Origin of the sequence: Stenotrophomonas sp. 24(2023) (genome assembly GCF_030913365.1) — a bacterium.
Taxonomy (GTDB): Bacteria; Pseudomonadota; Gammaproteobacteria; order Xanthomonadales; family Xanthomonadaceae; genus Stenotrophomonas.
The window spans coordinates 1,687,863-1,706,547 of the sequence record NZ_CP133160.1 but is presented as its reverse complement, the minus strand read 5'-3'; the positions used below and the strand labels follow the sequence as shown (position 1 = coordinate 1,706,547).

At 68.8% G+C, this 18,685-nt stretch carries 17 protein-coding genes; 14 read left to right on the top strand and 3 right to left on the bottom strand.

Features of this window, described 5'->3' with window-relative positions; all coding sequences use genetic code 11:
* The first annotated feature begins 292 nt into the window (after positions 1–292).
* The 10 genes from Q9R17_RS07555 to Q9R17_RS07510 all read left to right on the top strand — a co-directional run bounded on the left by Q9R17_RS07555 (position 293) and on the right by Q9R17_RS07510 (position 11,669).
* Positions 293–850: a GspH/FimT family pseudopilin gene (locus Q9R17_RS07555; RefSeq protein ID WP_308157806.1), complete on the top strand. Its 558-nt coding sequence runs from the start codon at positions 293–295 to the stop codon at positions 848–850.
* On the top strand, positions 847–1,326 hold the full coding sequence (gene pilV, locus Q9R17_RS07550; RefSeq protein ID WP_308157805.1) for a type IV pilus modification protein PilV: 480 nt from the start codon (positions 847–849) through the stop codon (positions 1,324–1,326). Before Q9R17_RS07555 ends, pilV begins: the two co-directional genes overlap by 4 nt.
* Positions 1,323–2,303 carry a hypothetical protein gene (locus Q9R17_RS07545; RefSeq protein WP_308157804.1) on the top strand — a complete coding sequence of 327 codons (981 nt, stop codon included), beginning with the start codon at positions 1,323–1,325 and terminating at the stop codon, positions 2,301–2,303. The genes pilV and Q9R17_RS07545 overlap by 4 nt, the downstream gene beginning before the upstream one ends.
* Positions 2,300–2,860, top strand: a complete 561-nt coding sequence (locus Q9R17_RS07540) for a PilX N-terminal domain-containing pilus assembly protein (protein WP_308157803.1) — start codon at positions 2,300–2,302, stop codon at positions 2,858–2,860. The genes Q9R17_RS07545 and Q9R17_RS07540 overlap by 4 nt, the downstream gene beginning before the upstream one ends.
* 10 nt (positions 2,861–2,870) lie before the next feature.
* Entirely contained in the window at positions 2,871–6,584 is a 3,714-nt protein-coding gene (locus tag Q9R17_RS07535) for a PilC/PilY family type IV pilus protein (protein ID WP_308157802.1), read from the top strand.
* Position 6,585: 1 nt separating this feature from the next.
* On the top strand, positions 6,586–6,963 hold the full coding sequence (locus Q9R17_RS07530; RefSeq protein WP_308157801.1) for a type IV pilin protein: 378 nt from the start codon (positions 6,586–6,588) through the stop codon (positions 6,961–6,963).
* A 220-nt stretch (positions 6,964–7,183) separates the two neighbouring features.
* The gene (locus Q9R17_RS07525; RefSeq protein WP_308157800.1) at positions 7,184–8,110 is read left to right on the top strand and encodes an alpha/beta hydrolase; all 927 of its coding nucleotides are present in this window, start codon (positions 7,184–7,186) and stop codon (positions 8,108–8,110) included.
* Between the two features lie 114 nt (positions 8,111–8,224).
* Positions 8,225–9,748, top strand: a complete 1,524-nt coding sequence (locus Q9R17_RS07520; RefSeq protein ID WP_308158306.1) for an alpha/beta fold hydrolase — start codon at positions 8,225–8,227, stop codon at positions 9,746–9,748.
* Positions 9,745–10,491, top strand: a complete 747-nt coding sequence (locus tag Q9R17_RS07515) for an ATP-binding cassette domain-containing protein (RefSeq protein WP_308157799.1) — start codon at positions 9,745–9,747, stop codon at positions 10,489–10,491. Before Q9R17_RS07520 ends, Q9R17_RS07515 begins: the two co-directional genes overlap by 4 nt.
* Entirely contained in the window at positions 10,488–11,669 is a 1,182-nt protein-coding gene (locus tag Q9R17_RS07510) for an ABC transporter permease (RefSeq protein WP_308157798.1), read from the top strand. The genes Q9R17_RS07515 and Q9R17_RS07510 overlap by 4 nt, the downstream gene beginning before the upstream one ends.
* A 193-nt stretch (positions 11,670–11,862) precedes the next feature.
* On the opposite strand, the gene Q9R17_RS07505 is transcribed toward Q9R17_RS07510, so the two are convergent.
* Complete coding sequence (locus tag Q9R17_RS07505) at positions 11,863–12,666, bottom strand: helix-turn-helix transcriptional regulator (protein WP_308157797.1); 804 nt, start codon at positions 12,664–12,666, stop codon at positions 11,863–11,865.
* A gap of 79 nt (positions 12,667–12,745) precedes the next feature.
* Between Q9R17_RS07505 and Q9R17_RS07500 the strand changes: the two genes are divergently transcribed.
* Positions 12,746–13,000 (top strand): hypothetical protein, encoded by a 255-nt coding sequence (locus tag Q9R17_RS07500; RefSeq protein ID WP_308157796.1) that lies wholly within the window; start codon positions 12,746–12,748, stop codon positions 12,998–13,000.
* Positions 13,001–13,051: 51 nt separating this feature from the next.
* Here Q9R17_RS07500 and Q9R17_RS07495 read toward each other — a convergent pair whose 3' ends face one another.
* Together Q9R17_RS07495 and Q9R17_RS07490 are read right to left on the bottom strand one after the other, a co-directional pair.
* Complete coding sequence (locus tag Q9R17_RS07495) at positions 13,052–14,062, bottom strand: energy transducer TonB (RefSeq protein WP_308157795.1); 1,011 nt, start codon at positions 14,060–14,062, stop codon at positions 13,052–13,054.
* Positions 14,063–14,232: 170 nt separating this feature from the next.
* Positions 14,233–14,868 (bottom strand): TIGR00645 family protein, encoded by a 636-nt coding sequence (locus Q9R17_RS07490; RefSeq protein WP_308157794.1) that lies wholly within the window; start codon positions 14,866–14,868, stop codon positions 14,233–14,235.
* Between the two features lie 111 nt (positions 14,869–14,979).
* Between Q9R17_RS07490 and Q9R17_RS07485 the strand changes: the two genes are divergently transcribed.
* The 3 genes from Q9R17_RS07485 (at position 14,980) to Q9R17_RS07475 (ending at position 18,585) form a co-directional block, all read left to right on the top strand.
* The gene (locus Q9R17_RS07485) at positions 14,980–15,669 is read left to right on the top strand and encodes a glutathione binding-like protein (protein ID WP_308157793.1); all 690 of its coding nucleotides are present in this window, start codon (positions 14,980–14,982) and stop codon (positions 15,667–15,669) included.
* Positions 15,670–15,825: 156 nt separating this feature from the next.
* Positions 15,826–18,051 carry a S9 family peptidase gene (locus Q9R17_RS07480; RefSeq protein WP_308157792.1) on the top strand — a complete coding sequence of 742 codons (2,226 nt, stop codon included), beginning with the start codon at positions 15,826–15,828 and terminating at the stop codon, positions 18,049–18,051.
* Positions 18,052–18,078: 27 nt separating this feature from the next.
* The gene (locus tag Q9R17_RS07475; RefSeq protein ID WP_308157791.1) at positions 18,079–18,585 is read left to right on the top strand and encodes a cytochrome c oxidase assembly factor Coa1 family protein; all 507 of its coding nucleotides are present in this window, start codon (positions 18,079–18,081) and stop codon (positions 18,583–18,585) included.
* The last annotated feature ends 100 nt before the right edge of the window (positions 18,586–18,685 follow it).

Below are 18,685 nucleotides of genomic sequence, written 5' to 3'. Positions count from 1 at the left end.
GTGCATGTGAAGCCCTTCCCGCCGGCTTCACGCCGCGCTGAACGCGTGAGCGGTGTTTCACGTCAACAGTGCGGTATCGATCACATCCAACGTGTTGTCGCTTTCAACCAGGTCACGCCCGGCCAGGCGCCGTGTGGTGCGTGCGCATCGTGGGAAAGGGCGGCCCCGGGTGCGGTCAGGCTGCGCGCCTGCAAGTGATGCCGGTGGCGCCCGGGGCCTGCCACCGGTGCAGCTAGGAATGCTCTGAAATGTCTGCCGCACGCGGAAAACGAGCGGGTGCCAGGTGTACAAGGTGGCGCCATCTCCCATCGATACGCGTGCGGCCGTCATGATTCCCACTGCCTTCCGTTCCGGCACGGCGCCGGGCTTCACCCTGCTGGAACTGCTGGTCACCGTGGCGGTGCTGGCCATTCTTGCCACGGTCGCATTGCCCACCCACTTCAGGCTCGTTGCCAGCCACCAGCTCACGGCGGCGGCAAACGATCTGTTCGTGGCGCTCCAGTACGCGCGGCAGGAATCGGTACGGCGCAATGCACCGGTGCAGGTCTGTGGCTCGGCGGGCGGGCAGGCCTGTGATGGCGGTGGCTGGCAGCAGTGGATCGTCCGGAGTACCACCGGTGAGGTCCTGCGCACCGGGCGTATTCCGCCTTCGGTGTCGGTCCAGCCCGCGGGCCTGTTTGATGCTGGAACGCAGTTCACTGCAGGGGGCCTGTTCCACCAGGTCGGCGGCCGCCAGCAGGAAGGCCGGATGCAGATGTGCAGCGCCCGCGCAAAGCGCGGCCTGGAACTGGAAGCACGCGGTGGCGTGCAGCTGCGCTTGGCTGCGGCTGCACCGGTGCAGTGCCCATGACCAGCCGGCGCGAACAGCGGGCAGGAGCGCGGCGCACCCAGGCCGGGTCCAGCCTGATCGAAGTGCTGGTGGCGGTCCTGCTGCTGGCCGTGGGGGGACTGTCGGCGGCGATGGCCCACGCCAGCGCGCTGCGCCGTACGCAGGGCGCGATGTACAGCACCACCGCCGTGCATGCCACCGCCAGCTTGGCCGAGGCCATGCGCGCCAACCGGGCGGCGATGCACGACGGGAAATACGATACTGCCGGCGATGTGTGCGCCGGCAGTACGCCGCCGGGCGCCGAGGATCTTGCCCGGCAGGACCTGCGCCGCTGGGTGGAGGCGTTGTCAGCGGGGATGGGCCCGCAATCGTCGGTCTGTGGCAGCGTGAGCTGCCAGGGCGGTATCTGCCAGGTTGCCGTGCACTGGGATGACAGCCGCGCGGCAGGTGGCGAAGGGCCGGCGCGTTCGCGCCTGGTGCTGGGGGTTGCGCCATGAACACGTGCCGCATGCGCGGGCTGACCCTGGTCGAACTGTTGATCGGCATGGTGCTGGCCCTGTTGGTGCTCGGGGCCTGCCTGCACTTCTACCTGGGTTCGCTGCATGGCACGCAGGACACGCTGGGCATCGCGCGCGTGCAGGAATCGGGACGGCTGGCGATGGAGCTGCTCGGTAACGACATCCGCGGGGCCGGCGATCCGCTGTGCGACCAGCGCCATGCCGTGGCCAGCCTGCTGGCCGATCGCCAGCGGCCGTCCTGGGCCACCTTCGGGGAACCGCTGAAGGGCCTGGCTGCCGCTGCCGGCCCGGGGTTCGAGGATCCCGTGCTTGTCACCGGTACAGCGGCCGGGCAGCGCCTGCCCGACCGGCCGGCCCTGCGGTTGTGGACGGTCACGTCGCTGGTACTGGGGACGCCCGGCCAGTCTGCATCCGACCAGCCCATCGCCGTGACCGGCAACGACCTGCCGGCGGTGGGCTCCCCGTTGCTGCTGTGCGATCCCACCCGGGCCGTGCTGGTGCGGGTGACGGCTACCGGTGCGGCCATCGGGCACGATGCGCCGGCCAACTGTGTGGCGTACTTCGCCACCGGCGAGGCCTGCCCGGCGCAGCCGCCAGCACAGTCGGCCCGGTACCGCTTCGGTGCGGACACGGCGTTCGGACAGCCCTGGCAAGTGCGTTGGTTCGTCGGCAACGACGAGCAGGGTGTGGCCTCGTTGTACCGGCAGCAACTGGTGGACGGTGCGATCGTGGCCGGCGGCGCCGTGGCCAGCGGCGTGACCCATTTCTCGCTGCGCTATCTGCTGGACGGTCAGGCCGACTATGTGCCGGCGATGCAGGTCGCGCCGGGCCAGTGGAACCAGGTACGCGCGGTAGACGTGCAGCTGCAGCTCGAAAGCAGTGCCGGCAAGGCAGGCGATGCCCGCATCGTGCGTGCGTTCCAGCAGACCTTCAGCATACGGAACCGCCTGCCATGACACCGGCCTTTTCCCGCCCCGAGCGTGGCGTGGTGCTGTTCGCGGTACTCATCATGCTGCTGCTTGTCTCGCTGCTGGTGGTGGTGAGCCTGCGCACCAGCCTGCTGCAGGAGCGCATGACCTCCGGTACCCGCGACCGCGCGATGGCCCTGCAGAATGCCGAATCCGCACTGGTGCAGGCCGAACAGCTGCTGGCGGGCATCGGCCCGGACGGCGGGCCGGTCGGCCTGGATTGCTCCCAGCGCGAGGGCACCCCCGATGTGCTGTGCATGCCACACCCCTCGCTGGGAGGGGTATCGGCGCCGGGCCGCGGCTGGACGGCGACAGCCGATCTTCAGCCTGACGGCCTGGGCGCGGGAGCCCCCGCCTTCGCCGTGCAGTACCTGGGGCGGCGCGATGCCGGCAACGCGCTGGGCCTGGAAGACGAGCCGAATTACGGGGAAGCATCGGGCCGGGTTGAAGCCGAGTTCTACCGCGTCATCGCACGCGGCGCCGACCCGCAGGCCACGCCTGATCGCGCGCAGGTCCTGCTGCAGTCCACCGTTGTTCGTGAGTGAGGTGATGTCCGTGCGTGTGTTGTCCTTTCCACATCCCACCGCTGCCGTCCTGGCCGGTTTCTGCCTGGGCCTGGCCGGTGCCCTGGGAGCGCCGCCGGTGCAGGCGCAGATCGCGCAGGCGCCACTGTCATCGCAGATCAAGGTGCCGGGCAACCTGGTACTGGCAGCGTCGGTCGAATTTCCGACATTGATCAGTGCAGCCAACATCGATGCCTACAGTCGTGCAGCCGCCTACGACGGCTACTTCGATTCGAACAAGTGCTACCGCTATGTCTATGCACCCGACGAAGCCGACCGCCACTTCGAGCCGGTGTCGGTGCATGGCGGGCGCGCATGTCCGGGTGATGACTGGGATGGGCACTATCTGAACTGGGCAACCACCCAGACCATCGACCCCTTCCGCAAGGCGCTGACCGGTGGCTACCGCGTGCGTGACCTGCCGGGGGAGACATGGCTGGAAAAGGCCGATTTCACCCCGCGCGTGACGGTGTTCTTCCCGCCGACCCGCATTCCCGCAGGGATGGCGGTGGATCCGCTGCTGGTACGAAGTGCCACACCTGCACGATGGCCCAGCTTCATGACACGCGTCGATGGCCTGGGCGCGCGGTTGTACTTCACCGCCATCGGCAATCTGGACGCGGCGAACACCGCCACGGCCTACGACCCTGCAAACCCTGCCCACCGGCTGCAGCCCACCGGGCCCGGTGGGCCGGGCGATGAAGCCGTCATCTATGAACTCAGTGTGCGGGTGAAGGTGTGCGTGGCGGGCGTGGGTCTGGAACGCAACTGCGTACCGTACGCCACCGGCGCAAAGCCTGAGGGCCTGCTGCAACGCCATAGCCGCCAGCTTCGCTATTCGGTGCTGAGCTACATCAACAACGGGATGAGCTATCCCTTCAATGCCGGCGGCCATGAGACAGCCCCGGATGGGGGCGTGCTGCGCGCGCGGCAGAAGTTCATCGGGCCGATGACACCGGACCCCGTGAAGCCGGACGTCGTCAACGCGGCAGCGGAATGGGACCCGACCACGGGCGTCCTGTACCGCAACCCGGATCCGGCCGATGCAGCCGCCACCGGCGCCGGGGTCGCTGACAGCGGAGTGATCAATTACATCAACAAGTTCGGCCAGATGAAGACAGGCCGTTCGCCGAAGAATTTCGACAATGTCAGTGAGCTCTATTACGCAGCGGCCCGCTACGTGCGGGGAATCGGCAACGTCCCCGAGTTCAGCGCGCTGTCATCCGACCCGGTCACGCGTTACCGCCAGGCCGATGGTTTCCCGGTGATACAGCACTGGGATGACCCGATGACCTATCACTGCCAGGGCACCACCCTGCTGGGCATCGGTGATACCGGCACCTGGGAGGACAAGAACCTGCCCGGCCCCACCAGCAGCGCGGGAGAGCACTGGCCAAAACCCGCCGCGGTGGCCGCTGACCTGGACTACGACGTGGTCCGGGCCATGACCCAGCTCTGGAGGATGGAGGGGCACGCGCCTGCCGCTGCAAGGGCACGGGCCGTGGCGCCCAGTTTCGGCACGCCGGCACAGCACAATTCCGCTTACATCGCCGCCCTGGCCTACCTGGCCAACACCACCGACCTGCGGCCGGACAACGCGCCCAACGGCATGCCGGGCATGCAGACCATGCGTACCTACTGGGTGGATGTTGTCAGCAACAAGGACTATGCAACGGGCAGGAACCAGTACGTGCTGGCCACCAAGTACGGTGGGTTCCACGTGCCCGAGGGCTTCGATCCCTTCGATCCGGCCGCGCCGCCGCTCAAGGATGCGTGGTGGTGGAACGGCAAGGACTTGGTCAACGGCGATGCCCGCGAAAAGCGCCCGCGGACCTTCTTCGCCGCCGCCGATGCATCGCGGATGGTGGCCAGCCTGGAAGAGGCGTTCGGCATGATTACCCAGCCCAGGCGGGGGTCGGGCTCGGCCCTGGCCAGCAATGGTGGCGCGCTCGACGCCGACGGACGGGTGTTTTCCGCGTCCTATCGTACCGGCGTCTGGCGTGGTGACCTGGTGGCCCACGCGGTTGACGCAGCCACCGGCACCCCTTCCTCCGGGGCAGCGCTGTGGAGCGCGGCAGCGCGGCTGGATGCCCGCGATTGGCGTACCCGCACGCTGTATACCAGCCGGGGCGGGCGCATGCTGCCGCTGGAATGGTCGGCGTTGGACCAGCCCGCACGGACCGCGCTGGGCAGCCAGGACGTGCTGGACCATCTTGCCGGTGACCGCAGCAAGGAAGGCTCCCAGGGCCTGCGACTGCGTGCCAGCGTGCTGGGTGACATCGTCAACTCGTCACCGGTGCATGCCGGTGCGCCCAACCCGCGCCTGTACGCGCAACGGCGTTTCCAGGGCGCGGACCGTTATGGCGCGTTCGCCGATGCGCAGGCCTCGCGCAGGGCGATGGTATACGTCGGTGCCAATGACGGCCTGCTGCACGCTTTCGATGCCGCTACCGGTGAAGAACGGTTCGCCTTCATGCCGGCCACGGCCATCACCCCGCACCTGCGTGCCTACACCCGCGAAGGGTATGAGCACCATTACAACGTCGATGGCGAACTGACCGTGGCCGATGCGTATGTGCGTGGTGCGTGGCGCACGGTCCTGGTGGGTACGCTGGGGCGGGGCGGGGCCGGCGTCTTCGCGTTGGATGTCACCGATCCCGACCGCCCGGCCCTGTTGTGGGAACGGGGAGCCGCGGATGTCCCGGGGCTGGGCAGGGTGCTGGGCAAGCCGATGGTGGCCCAGGTGGCCGACGGTGATTGGCGCGTGTTGCTGGGCAACGGCGTGGATGCCGATGACGGCAGTTCACGCCTGGTCAGCATCAGCCTGGCGGGGGGCGAAGTGCGGAGCCTGCTGCTGGATGCACGCGGGAACGGCGCGTCGGCTGTCCGCCCTTGGGATGCCGATCGCGATGGCTTTGCCGAAACCGCCTATGTCGGCGACCGGCAGGGGGGTGTCCACCGGGTGGATGTCGTGGCCGGCCGCAGCCAGCGCCTGTTCAATGCAGCTGCCGGCGGCAGGGCGCAGCCCATCACCGCCGCACCGTTGGTCGCGCGCGATCCGGCCACTGCCGAAACCTGGGTGTTCATTGGTACCGGTGCCCTGCTGGAGGTGGCCGATCTGGGCAGGACCGAGGTGCAGTCCTGGTATGGCCTGCGTGACCATGGGCAGATGATCGCCGGGCGTAGCGGGTTGTCCACCACCCGCATCATCGCCGAAACCGGCAACGGGCGCGTCCTGGACAGGCATGCCACGCCGGGCAGGGAGGGCTGGGTGATGGATCTGGTCTCGCCCGGCGCAGGCGCCCGCGGTGAGCGCATGCTGGTACCGGCGCAGTTCCGTGGCCGGGTGCTGCTGGGCACCACGCGCATTCCCGATGCCAGCAACCCGTGCAACCCGGCCGGCTCGGGCTACTACATGGCCCTGGACCCGTTCACCGGTGGCCGGCTGGACAGCAGCTTCTTCGATATGGATGGCAATGGCACGGTGGGCAACCCCGACGACCTGGTGGGCGGTGGCGGCCCGCCGGTGCCGTCGTCCGGCTATCTCGTGGGGCAGGGACCCAATGCGCCGGGCTTCCTCGGCGACTGGCTGGGCGGTGTCGCCGAGGACGGCACCCTGCATGGCCTGGTGACCCAGCCGATCGGCAACCGCATCCGCCGGGCGAGCTGGCGTGAACTGCGGCAGCTGGGCGAAGGAGGGCAGTGACATGGGCATGTCGTCGCAGAAGGGATTCACACTCATGGAAGTGATCATCACCTGCGGGATCATCACCATGCTGGTGGCGATCGCGCTGCCGTCCTATCGGCAGCATGTCGTCAAGACGCACCGCGTGCAGGCGCAGGCCTGCCTGGTCAACCAGGCCAACGTGCTGGAACGGCACTACACGCGCGTGCTGGACTACCAGGGCGCGCCTGTGGCGCACTGCGCCGCCGAAATCAAGGCCTACCAGGTGCATGTCGAACTTGCGCCCGGTGGCTACACCGTTGTCGCCACGCCGGTATCAGGCCATGCCGACCATGCCTGTGGCCCGTTGGGCCTGGACCAGGCGGGCCGCCGGTCACCGGCCGATACGGCCTGCTGGTGACCGTGGAGGGAAGCGCTGCCACCGCGCGCCGGTCGGGGGCGTACCGGTGCTGCGCCAGGCCGTGTCATCTGGCCGCCAGTGCCTGCTGAAGCCTGCCGATGGCTGACTGGCGCACCGGGCGGGTGCGCGCAACGCCCGGGACAGGCGTAAAACAGCGCGCTGGAGCCCCGGGCAGTGCCCGGGCCACGACCGCAGACCGGGGTGTGCCATGCAGTGGACGATGAGGATCGGGGGCGGTGCCGCCGTGTGGATGCTGGGCCTGCTGCTGGCGGCCAGCGCCCAGGCCGCGCCGGTGGTGCAGACGCTGCCGCTGTGGCCGGCCGGGCAATGGCCGCCGGTGGTCCAGGGCCCGGAACAGTCACGGGCGCATGCGGGCAAGCCCGGCGTGGTGACCGGCGTATCGGCGCCGCGCCTGGAGATCTACCGCCCGCAGCACCCCAACGGCATGGCGGTGCTGGTGTTCGGCGGGGGCGGTTATGCGCGCATCGAAGTGGGTGCCGAAGCGCAGCCCGCCGCGCAATGGCTGCAATCGCAGGGCATCACGGCTGCGGTCGTCTACTACCGCCTGCCCGAGGACGGCTGGGCACCGGCAGCGCCCTTCCAGGATGGCCAGCGCGCCATGCGCCTGCTGCGGGCGCGGGCCGGTGAACTGGGCATCGATCCCGCACGCATCGGCGTGATGGGTTTCTCTGCCGGCGGCAACCTGGCCGGTATTGTCGGCACCCGCTTCAATGGCCATTTCTACGCCCCGGTCGATGCGACCGACCGGATCTCCGCGCGCCCGGATTTCATGGCCCTGCTGTACCCGGTGGTATCGCTGCAGCCAGCCCTGGGGCATACCCATGCGCAGAAGGAGCTATCGCGCCAGCCCGATGCGGTAGAGGCCTATTCGGTGGAACTGCACGTGCACCGCGACTCGCCGCCGATGTTCCTGGCCCAGGCCGAGGATGACCCCATCGCCAGCGTGGACAACAGCAAGGTCCTGGACGCCGCGGCCCGCGCGGCGGGCGTACCGGTGGAACTGCACCTGTTCCCGCACGGTGGCCACGGCTGGGGCCTGGGCAAGGCGGGATCGCCGGAGGCGCAATGGCCGGCGATGTTCATGCGCTGGGCCCGCCAGCGCGGCCTGCTGGAGGCGCGCCCCTGATCCTGCCGGTGCGGGCAGGATCGCGCGGAAGGGCCCACTGCGTGTAAGTTGGTCACATCCACCGCGCGCTGTCGTCGTGGTGGCATGAACGTCCACGAGGGGGAGCACCGCACGATGCATGTAAACCACCTGAAGCTGGCCGGGTTGCTGGCCAGCGCGCTGCTGGCCGGCTGCAGCGCCACGCCTGCACCGGAAGCGGGCCGGGATGCCGCCGCCGGGCGCCGCCAGGGCCAGATCGATTTCCAGCCCTGCACGCTGACCAGCAGCCAGGCCAGCGCCAATGTCGAAGCCCTGTGCGGCACGCTGAGCGTGCCGGAAAACCGGGAGGCCCCCCAGGGCCGGAAGATCGACCTGCGGATCGCCTGGCTGGAAGCCGGCGAAAGCGGCAACAGCGCACCGGACCCGGTGTTCTTCCTGGCCGGTGGCCCTGGCCAGGCCGCCAGCGAGGTGGCCTTCGTGGTCGACAACGCGTTGCGCCAGGTACGCAAGCAGCGCGATATCTTCCTGATCGACCAGCGCGGCACCGGCGGTTCCAATCCGCTGACCTGCCAGGACGCACAGGGCAAGGAGCTGCCGTTCGATGAAGAGGCCGCACCGAGCGAAGCGCTGCTGCGCGACTACGCGCAGCGTTGTGCGGCATCGCTGGAAGGACGGGCCGATCCGCGCTTCTACACCACCGGCGAGGCCATCGCCGATCTGGATGCCGTACGCCAGGCCCTGGGCGCGGACACCATCAACCTGATCGGCGTGTCCTACGGCACGCGCGTGGCCCAGCGTTACGCCGGCACCTACCCGCAGCACACCCGCAGCGTGGTGATCGATGGCGTGGCACCGAACGACCTGGTGGTGGGTGGCGAATTCGCCAACACCTTCGAAAACGCCATCACCCTGCAGTCGGCGCAGTGCCGCACCGATGCGGCCTGCAGCAAGCGCTTCCCGACCGATACGCGTGAACAGCTGCGCACCGTGGTGGACACCCTGCGCCGCGCACCGGTGGCGGTGGACTACCGTGACCCGGGCACGAATGCCCCGCGCCGGGACGTGCTGACCCCGGACAGCGTGGTCGGCCTGGCGTTCGCCTTCTCCTACGTGCCTGAGTTGTCCTCGCTGCTGCCGCTGGTACTCGATGAAGCCGCGCACGGCCGGTACTCACCGTTGGCCTCGCTGGCGCGCGGCGCCACGCGCACGATGGGCTTCCAGATCAACCGGGGCATGCAGTGGTCGGTGATCTGCAGCGAGGATGCGCCGCGCTACCAGCCGCCGGCCGCAACCGGTGACACCCTGGTCGGCCCGGAAGTGGCGCGCGCCTTCTTTGCCGCCTGCCCGGTCTGGCCGCACCAGCCGGCGCCGGCCAGTGCCGCTGCGCCGCTGCACAGCGACCTGCCGGTGCTGCTGCTGTCCGGCGAACTGGACCCGGTTACTCCGCCGCGCTACGCCGAGCAGGTCGTGGCCAACCTGCCCCATGGCCGCGCGCTGCTCGCCCGCGGGCAGGGCCACGGCACCTTGAGTGCCGGGTGCATGCCACGCCTGGTCGGCCAGTTCATCGACAAGACCGATGCCAAGGCGCTGGATGCCAGCTGCCTGGACACGCTGAGCAACGTGCCGGCGTTCACCTCGTTCAATGGATGGGAACCATGATCGTCGCCGACAACCTGCACAAGGCATTCAATACCCGCACCGGCCGCGTCCAGGCCGTGGACAACGTCGGTTTCCGCGCCGAGGACGGACGCATCACCGGCCTGCTCGGCCCCAACGGAGCGGGCAAGACCACCACCATGCGCATGCTGTACACGCTGATGCAGCCGGACAGCGGCAGCATCCAGGTCGACGGCGTGGATGCGGCGGTCGATCCGCTGGACGTGCGCCGGCGGCTCGGCGTGCTGCCCGATGCGCGCGGCGTCTACAAGCGCCTGACCGCGCGCGAGAACATCGCTTACTTCGGCCAGCTGCACGGCCTGTCCGACGCGCGCATCCGCGAGCGCACCGAGATCCTGTCGCATGCGCTGGACATGGGCGACATCCTGGACCGGCAGACCGATGGCTTCTCGCAGGGCCAGCGCACCAAGACCGCCATCGCGCGCGCGCTGGTGCACGATCCGCGCAATGTCATCCTCGACGAACCGACCAACGGGCTGGACGTGATGACCACGCGCGCGCTGCGGCGCTTCCTGCTCGGTCTGCGCGAGGAAGGCCGCTGCGTGATCCTGTCCAGCCACATCATGCAGGAGGTGGCGGCGTTGTGTGACCACATCGTGATCATCGCCAAGGGCACCGTGGTGGCCGCTGGCAGTGCCGATGCGCTGCGCGCGCAATCGGGTGAAGCCAACCTGGAAGACGCTTTCGTCAAACTGATCGGCAGCGAAGAGGGACTGCACGCATGAGCCTGGCCACCCTGATCACGGTGATGCGCAAGGAACTGCGCGACATCTCCCGCGACCGGCGCACGCTGGCGCTGACCCTGCTGCTGGGGCCGCTGCTGTACCCGATCCTGCTGCTGGGCATGGGCAAGCTGGCCGAGAGCCGGGTCAAGACCCAGATCGAGCAGCCACTGTCCATTCCCACCATCGGGGCCGAGCATGCGCCGAACCTGGTGCGCTTCCTGGCAGCGCAGGGCCTGAATGCCACGACGGCACCGAAGGACCTGACCCAGGCGATCCGTTCGCAGGACATCGATGTCGCGCTGCGGATCAGTGATGACTTCGGCCAGGCCTGGGCCGAAGGCCGCCCGGCGCTGGTGGAAGTGATCCGCGACAGCACGCGGCGTGCCGGGGAAGTGCCCACCGCCCGCCTGCAGGCGGCGCTGCAGGCCTACAACGGCCAGGTCGGCACCCTGCGGCTGATGGCACGCGGGCTGGATGCACAGGTGGCACGGCCGCTGGACGTGGCCAGCCAGGACTTGGCCACCGCCGAAGCCAAGCGCGGCATGATCCTGTCGATGCTGCTGCCGGTGCTGCTGACGCTCACCTCGTTCATCGGTGGCGCCTACCTGGTGATGGATGCCACGGCCGGCGAGCGTGAGCGCCAGTCGCTCGAACCGCTGCTGGCGACGCCGGCGTCGCGCAGTGCGATCGTCAGTGGCAAGATCGCCGCCGCCTGCGTGATCGGTTTCATCTCGCTGCTGCTGACATTGCTGGCCTTCAAGGTGAGCGCGCAGATCGCCCCGGGCAACATCGGGCGCCAGTTCAACATGGGCCTGCTGTCGATGCTGCAGATGCTGTTCGTGATGCTGCCGATGCTGTTGATCGGCACCTCGCTGCTGACCTACCTGTCGGCCAGCGCCAAGAGCATGAAGGAAGCCCAGAGCCATATGACCTGGCTGGTGCTGCTGCCGATGCTGCCCGGTTATGCGCTGATGGCCTACCCGCTCAAGAGCGAGATCTGGCAGTACGCCATCCCGTTCCTGGCGCAGAACCAGATGCTGCTGAAGGTGATCCGCCACGAGGCGATCAGCCCGCAGATCTGGGGCGTGTACCTGGTGGCCAGCGTCGGCCTGGCCGCAGTGCTGTGGTTTGCCGCCGTGCGCCGCTACCACAACGAGCGGTTGGCGATTTCGGGTTGACCGGCCGTAGGTAGTATTGGCGTGCAATGGCACGGGGCCCGGTTATCCGGGCCCCGTTGCGTTCAGAGGCTGCCATTCCATCGTGGGGCGTCAGCCACGCTTCATGGCCGAATTCGCGAGCGACCCGGCCATCTACGCGCGTGCGCTTGAACGGCACAAGGATCGGGTGATGTGGCGATAGCGCCTGTATGCGTCACCTGTCGTGGTGCATGGCGCGTGTGTAGCCCGTCGGTGTGAGCCCCAGTTCCCGCTTGAACACGGCGATGAATGCGCTGGGCGTGTCATAGCCCAGCGACAGCGCCACCGTGGTTACCGCTTCGCCCTCCAGCAACCGTGGCAGTGCCAGCAGCACCCGCAGGCGCTGTCGCCATTCGGCCAGGCCCATGCCGGTGCTGGCCTGCCAATGGCGGGCCAGGCTGCGCGTGGACAGTCCGGCCAGTGACGCCCAGGCATCCATGCCGCGGTTGTCATGGGGCGTGCGTGCAAGTGCCGTGGCGATCCGCCGCAGGCGACGGTCGGCGGGCTGCGGCATGGCCAGGGGCAGTGGCGTGCTGGCGGCGATCTCGTCGGCCATGACCCCGAGCAGCCGGTGGTGCGTGCTTTGCAGGGGACCGGCAGGCCAGCCCAGTACGCGGGGAATTGCCGCCTGCAGCAGCGCGCTGGGCTGGAAGAGGCGGGCGGTATCCGGCAGCGCCGCACAGCGGTCGGCGCTGAAATACAGGCTCCAGCCATCGAAGGCCCCGATGCTGGCCAGGGCGTGTGGCAGTGCCGGTGGCAGCCACGCCAGATGGCCGGCGGGCAGCAGCCAGTGCAACGGGCCGGCCTCGATGCGCAACAGGCCGCTGGCCGCACCCAGCAATTGGCCACGTGCATGCTGGTGGCGGGGGGTACGCCGGCTGCCGGCCATCGTCAGCCGCGCGCCCACGACAGGGGGACCGCCGGGCGTGTCGGCCAGGCCAGGATCGATCAATGGTGCGGGATTTGGCTGATCTGCCATATTGGTTGGCAGTTATACGGCAGAACGGACGATGGCGGGGCCTCACACTGTGCCCCTACACCTTTGGAGGTACGTTGCCATGCAAGCACAGGACATCCTGCCCGATCACCAGAACCACGTGCAGATCGATGGCGTCACCGTCCGCAAGGGCAGTGTTGGCGCCTTCCTCGCCAACGTACGTCAGTGGCAGGACCCGGCCAGCGATGCCACGGCCCGTGCCACCGCCGAAGCCGATCTGTGCGCATTACTGCCGGCCCTGCGGGCGTTGGGGCTGTTCGAGGTGTTCGCCGTGCGTGATCCGCAGCTGCAGCGCCTGATCGACAGCGGTACCTGAAACGCAACGGGGCCCGGACAGACCGGGCCCCGTGCCGTGCGTGGGGGTGCTTCAGTTGCTGGGTTCGAAGACCAGCGTACGACGGGTCGTGACGGGTGCACCGACCGGCTCGAAACGCCAGCGCTTGACGGCGTTGAGGGCTTCGCGGTCGAAGATGCGGGCGGGCGTGGCTCGCAGCACGCGCGAACTGGTGACCGAACCATCGGTACCCACGGTGATTTCCACCAGCACTTCGCCCGAGGTACCGGCGCGCAGGGCCTCGGCCGGGTAGCGCGGCGCCGGGGTGCTGACCGGGCGCAGCGTCGGTGCTGCCGCCGGCGCCGCCTGGCGTGCCGCCGCCGCCTGCTGTGCGGCGGCCTGCTGCTGCCGGGTTTCGGCTTCGCGGCGGGCGCTGGCCTGGCGTTCGGCTTCGGCGCGTTCGTTGTCGCGACGCGCGGCATCCTGCTGTGCGGCAATCTGCTGGGCCGCTGCGGCCTCACGGGTGCGCTGCTCGGTCAGGCGCTGCTGCTCGGCCTGCTGGCGGGTGCGGTTCTCGGCATCCTTGCGGGCCTGCTCGGATTCATCCTGGGTGCGCTTGGCCGCGTTCTGCTGGCCCTTGGCCAGGCTCTCTTTCAGGCGCGGCAGCGCGGGCGCGGCCGGGTCCATCTTCTCGATCAGCGCCACCAGCCGCTGGGCTTCGGTGAAGTCCTCGCGGGCCAGGTGCTGCTCGGCGGCGATCAGCGTGTACGGCAGCAGATCGGTCAGGGCGCTCTTCACCGCCGCGTCGTCCGGGGTCTTGTCACGCAGCGCCAGGTAGTACTCGATGGCGTTGTCACCGGCCGGCGCGTACATGCGGTTCTCGCGCAGCGCCTGGCTGGCCGATTCGCGCAGCTGCTCGGTGCCCATCGACTGCACCTTGGCGGCCACGACCGGGGCAGCCGGTGCGGCGGCGGTGCTGGCCGGTGCCGCGCCCTCGGCGGCGGCAGGTGCGCTGTCGTCCTTGCCGGAACAGGCGGCCAGCGCCAGCGCCAGGGCAACCGGCAACCACCGGCGTGCGCCGGCATGAAGATTCACGTGCGACATCTTTCTCCCCTATAGAGACGACGGTACGACGGGCCCGGGCACAGCGCCGCGGGCAGTGGCCGGTGGCGTTTCCCGACGCCAGCGGCTGCAACGGCGAGGATGCAATCTAGCATCCCCGCGCGGCCGGTGGGCAAGCGGCCCGGGCGGTACCCCACCGCCGGGCCGGCCGATCAGTGGGCTTCGCCCTTGCCCTTGGCGTGGGCGTTGGACATCAGCTTGTCGGTCCAGGCGATGCCGATCGCCGACAGGATGAACACGCAGTGGATGATGGTCTGCCACAGCACGCCATCGGCGGTCATGGTCGTACAGGTATCGGCACCAGCACCATAGAAGCTGGTCGACGCCGATGACGCCGCCGCAGCCCATTGCTCCGGCTTGCACAGCGGCAGGCCGCCCAGTGCGCTGGTGGCGATGAAGGTCTTCAGCAGGTGGATCGAGGAAATGCCGATGATCGCCATGGCCAGCTTCACCTTCAGCACGCTGGCGTTGACGTGGCTCAGCCACTCGGGCTGGTCCGGGTGGCCTTCCAGGCGCAGGCGCGAAACGAAGGTCTCATAGCCACCCACGATGACCATCACCAGCAGGTTGGAGATCATCACCACGTCGATCAGCCCCAGCACGATCAGCATGATCTGCTGTTCGCCCATGGAAACCGAGTGCGAGATCAGGTGCCACAGTTCCTTGCCGAACAGGAACACGTAGACGCACTGGGCCACGATCAGGCCCAGGTACAGGGGCAGCTGCAGCCAGCGCGAGGCAAAGATCAGCGAGGACAACGGGGACAGGGGTGGGCGGTTTGCACTCATGCGAAGGATGCTGCGTTGCGGGGAAGCGGCGAGGTTACCGGCCCTCCAGGGCGGTGCCAAGCCAACCGACGCACTAGACTGGGCCTTTCCTGAACGCACCGAGCCGCCGCCATGATCGACCTGTATTACTGGCCTACCCCCAACGGCCACAAAGTCACCCTGCTGCTGGAAGAACTGGGCCTGGAGTACCGCATCCACCCGGTCAACATCGGGGCCGGTGACCAGTTCAAACCTGAATTCCTGGCCATCTCGCCCAACAACAAGATGCCGGCCATCGTCGACGCGGCCCCGGCCGACGGCGGTGCGCCGCAGAGCGTGTTCGAGTCCGGCGCGATCCTGCTCTATCTGGCCGAGAAGACCGGCCGTTTCCTGCCCAGCGACCCGCGCGGCCGCATCGCCACCCTGGAGTGGCTGTTCTGGCAGATGGCCGGCCTGGGCCCGATGAGCGGCCAGATGGGCCACTTCAACGTGTACGCACCGGAGAAGATTCCCTATGCGATCGAGCGCTACGACAACGAAGTGCGCCGCCTGCACGGGGTGATGGACACGCGCCTGGCGCAGCACGCCTTCCTGGCCGGTGACGACTACACCATTGCCGACATGGCCAGCTACCCGTGGATCGGTGCCTATGACAGGATCCCGGTCGATTTTGCCGCCTTCCCGAACCTCAAGCGCTGGCACGAGGCCATTGCCGCACGCCCGGCCACCCAGCGCGCCTATGCGCTGCGCCAGCAGGTGAACCCCAATGCGGGCAAGCCGTTGAGCGAGGAAGAGCGCAAGCAGCTGTTCGGCAAGCGCTGAGGGCCGGCCCGGGCCGGTGCGCCCGCCGGGCCATGCCCGGCGGCCTGCGCGCATGGGCAGAAGGTCATGCTGCCTTCCCGCACGGCCTTGGTTAGGATGGGCCGACCGCCGCCGCGCCAGGCGTGGTGGCGGACCTGCCGTTTGCCGGGACCTTCCATGCGCCACCTGTTTGCCTCGCTTGCCCTCATGCTCGCCACCAGCACCGCCGCCCACGCCGAAAAACTGAGCCTGGAAGCCATCACCGGGCCGCTGCCGCTGTCCGGGCCGACGCTGATGAAGCCCAAGGTCGCGCCCGATGGCTCGCAGGTCAGTTTCCTGCGCGGCAAGGACACCGACCGCAACCAGCTGGACCTGTGGAGCTATGACATTGCCAGCGGGCAGACGCGGCTGCTGGTGGATTCGAAGGTCGTGCTGCCGGGCAGCGAGACCCTCAGCGATGAAGAGAAGGCACGCCGCGAGCGCCAGCGCATTGCCGCGATGACCGGCATCGTCGATTACCAGTGGTCGCCGGATGCGCAGCGCCTGCTGTTCCCGCTGGGCGGCGAGCTGTACCTGTATGACCTGAAGCAGCAGGGCACGGCCGCCGTGCGCCAGCTCACCCACGGCGAGGGCTTTGCCACCGACGCCAAGCTGTCGCCCAAGGGCGGCTTCGTCAGCTTCATCCGGGGCCGCAACCTGTGGGTGATCGACCTGGCCAGCGGCAGGCAGCTGCAGTTGACCGCCGATGGCAGTGCCACGATCGGCAACGGCGTGGCCGAGTTCGTTGCCGACGAGGAGATGGACCGCCATACCGGCTACTGGTGGGCACCGGATGATTCGGCCATCGCTTTCGCCCGTATCGATGAAAGCCCGGTGCCGGTGCAGAAGCGCTACGAGGTGTATGCCGACCGTACCGACGTGATCGAGCAGCGCTACCCGGCTGCCGGTGATGCCAACGTGCGCGTGCAGCTGGGCGTGATCGCGCCGGCGGCCGGGGCACCGCCGCGCTGGGTCGACCTGGGCAAGGAACAGGACATCTACCTGGCCCGCGTGGACTGGCGCGATGCACAGCACCTGACCTTCCAGCGCCAGTCGCGTGACCAGCGCCAGCTGGACCTGGTCGAAGCCACCCTGGCCGATGGCCGCCAGCGCGTGCTGGTGCATGAAACCAGCCCGACCTGGGTGCCGCTGCACAACAGCCTGCGTTTCCTGGCCGACGGCAGCTTCGTGTGGTCGTCCGAGCGCACCGGCTTCCAGCACCTGTACCGCATCGACGCCAAGGGCAAGGCCACCGCGCTGACCCACGGCAGCTGGCCGGTGGATGAGCTGCTGGCGGTCGACGAAGCCGCCGGCAAGGTGTACTTCCGTGCCGGGGTGGAATCGCCGCGCGAGAGCCAGATCTACGCCGTGCCGCTGCAGGGCGGTGCACTGCAGCGCCTGTCTGCCGCGCCGGGCATGCACAGCGCCAGTTTCGCGCGCAACGCCAGCGTGTACGTGGACAGCTGGTCCAACAGCACCACCCCGCCGCAGATCGAGCTGTTCCGCGCCGATGGCGGGAAGATCGCCACCCTGGTCGAGAACGACCTGGCCGATCCCAAGCATCCCTATGCGCGCTACCGCGAGGCGCAGCGCCCGGTCGAGTTCGGCACGCTGCTGGCCGCCGATGGCCGCACGCCGCTGCAGTACAGCCTGATCACGCCGGCCGGTTTCGATCCGGCCAAGCGTTACCCGGTGGCGGTGTATGTCTACGGCGGCCCGGCCAGCCAGACCGTCACCGACAGCTGGCCCGGCCGTGGCGACCACCTGTTCAACCAGTACCTGGCGCAGCAGGGGTACGTGGTGTTTTCGCTGGACAACCGCGGCACCCCGCGCCGGGGTCGTGATTTCGGCGGCGCGCTGTACGGAAAGCAGGGCACGGTGGAAGTGGCCGACCAGCTGCGCGGCGTGGCGTGGCTGAAGCAGCAGCCGTGGGTGGATCCGGCACGCATCGGCGTGCAGGGCTGGTCCAACGGCGGCTACATGACCCTGATGCTGCTGGCCAAGGCATCGGACAGCTACGCCTGCGGTGTGGCGGGCGCGCCGGTGACCGACTGGGGCCTGTATGACAGCCACTACACCGAGCGCTACATGGACCTGCCGTCGCGCAATGACGCCGGTTACCGCGAGGCACGCGTGCTGACCCACATCGACGGCCTGCGTTCGCCGCTGCTGCTGATCCACGGCATGGCCGATGACAACGTGCTGTTCACCAATTCGACCAGCCTGATGAGCGCGCTGCAGAAGCGCGGCCAGCCGTTCGAACTGATGACCTACCCCGGTGCCAAGCACGGCCTGTCCGGTGCCGATGCACTGCACCGCTACCGGGTTGCCGAAGCGTTCCTGGGACGCTGCCTGAAACCCTGATCCCCACCCCCGGGAAGGAGCCCGACGATGCCACTGCCTCCGCCGATTCCGCAGCACGTCGCCCGTGGCCGGGGATGGTGGCAGCGCCACTGGCGCTGGGCCATGCCGCTGGCGGTGGTGCTGGTGGTAGCCAGCGCGGGGGCGACCGGTGGCTGGACGCTGTGGCGATGGCACATCAGTGCTCACGCCAGCCCACCGATGCAGGAAGCCATGCGCCGCGCCGGTTGCAGCATCGACCTGGTGGCCGATTTCGGCGAGCCGCTGCGTGCGGGCTGGCTGCCCATCGGCAGCATGCAGACGGCATTGGATGGCCGCCGTGATGTCGCCCTGGTCGTACCGCTGCAGGGCCCGCAGCGCCAGGGCCAGCTGTTCGTGCAGGCCAGCCGCAGCGATGGTCTGTGGGACTACCCGGTGGTGTACGTGCTCGGCCACGATCGCCAGACCTATGATCTGAGCGCGCTTGACGATGAAGAAGCCGCGCAGGAATGCGCGCTGCGCGCATGCCGTGAAGGCGGTGGCTGCGTGGCGCTGTAGGGGACGCGGCGGCGCCTGTGCGCCGTGGCCGGCGCATCGGCCATGACCTCCCGCAGATTGTCCTGCACCCGCTGAGCGCGTAGGGTGCTGGCAACCCTTT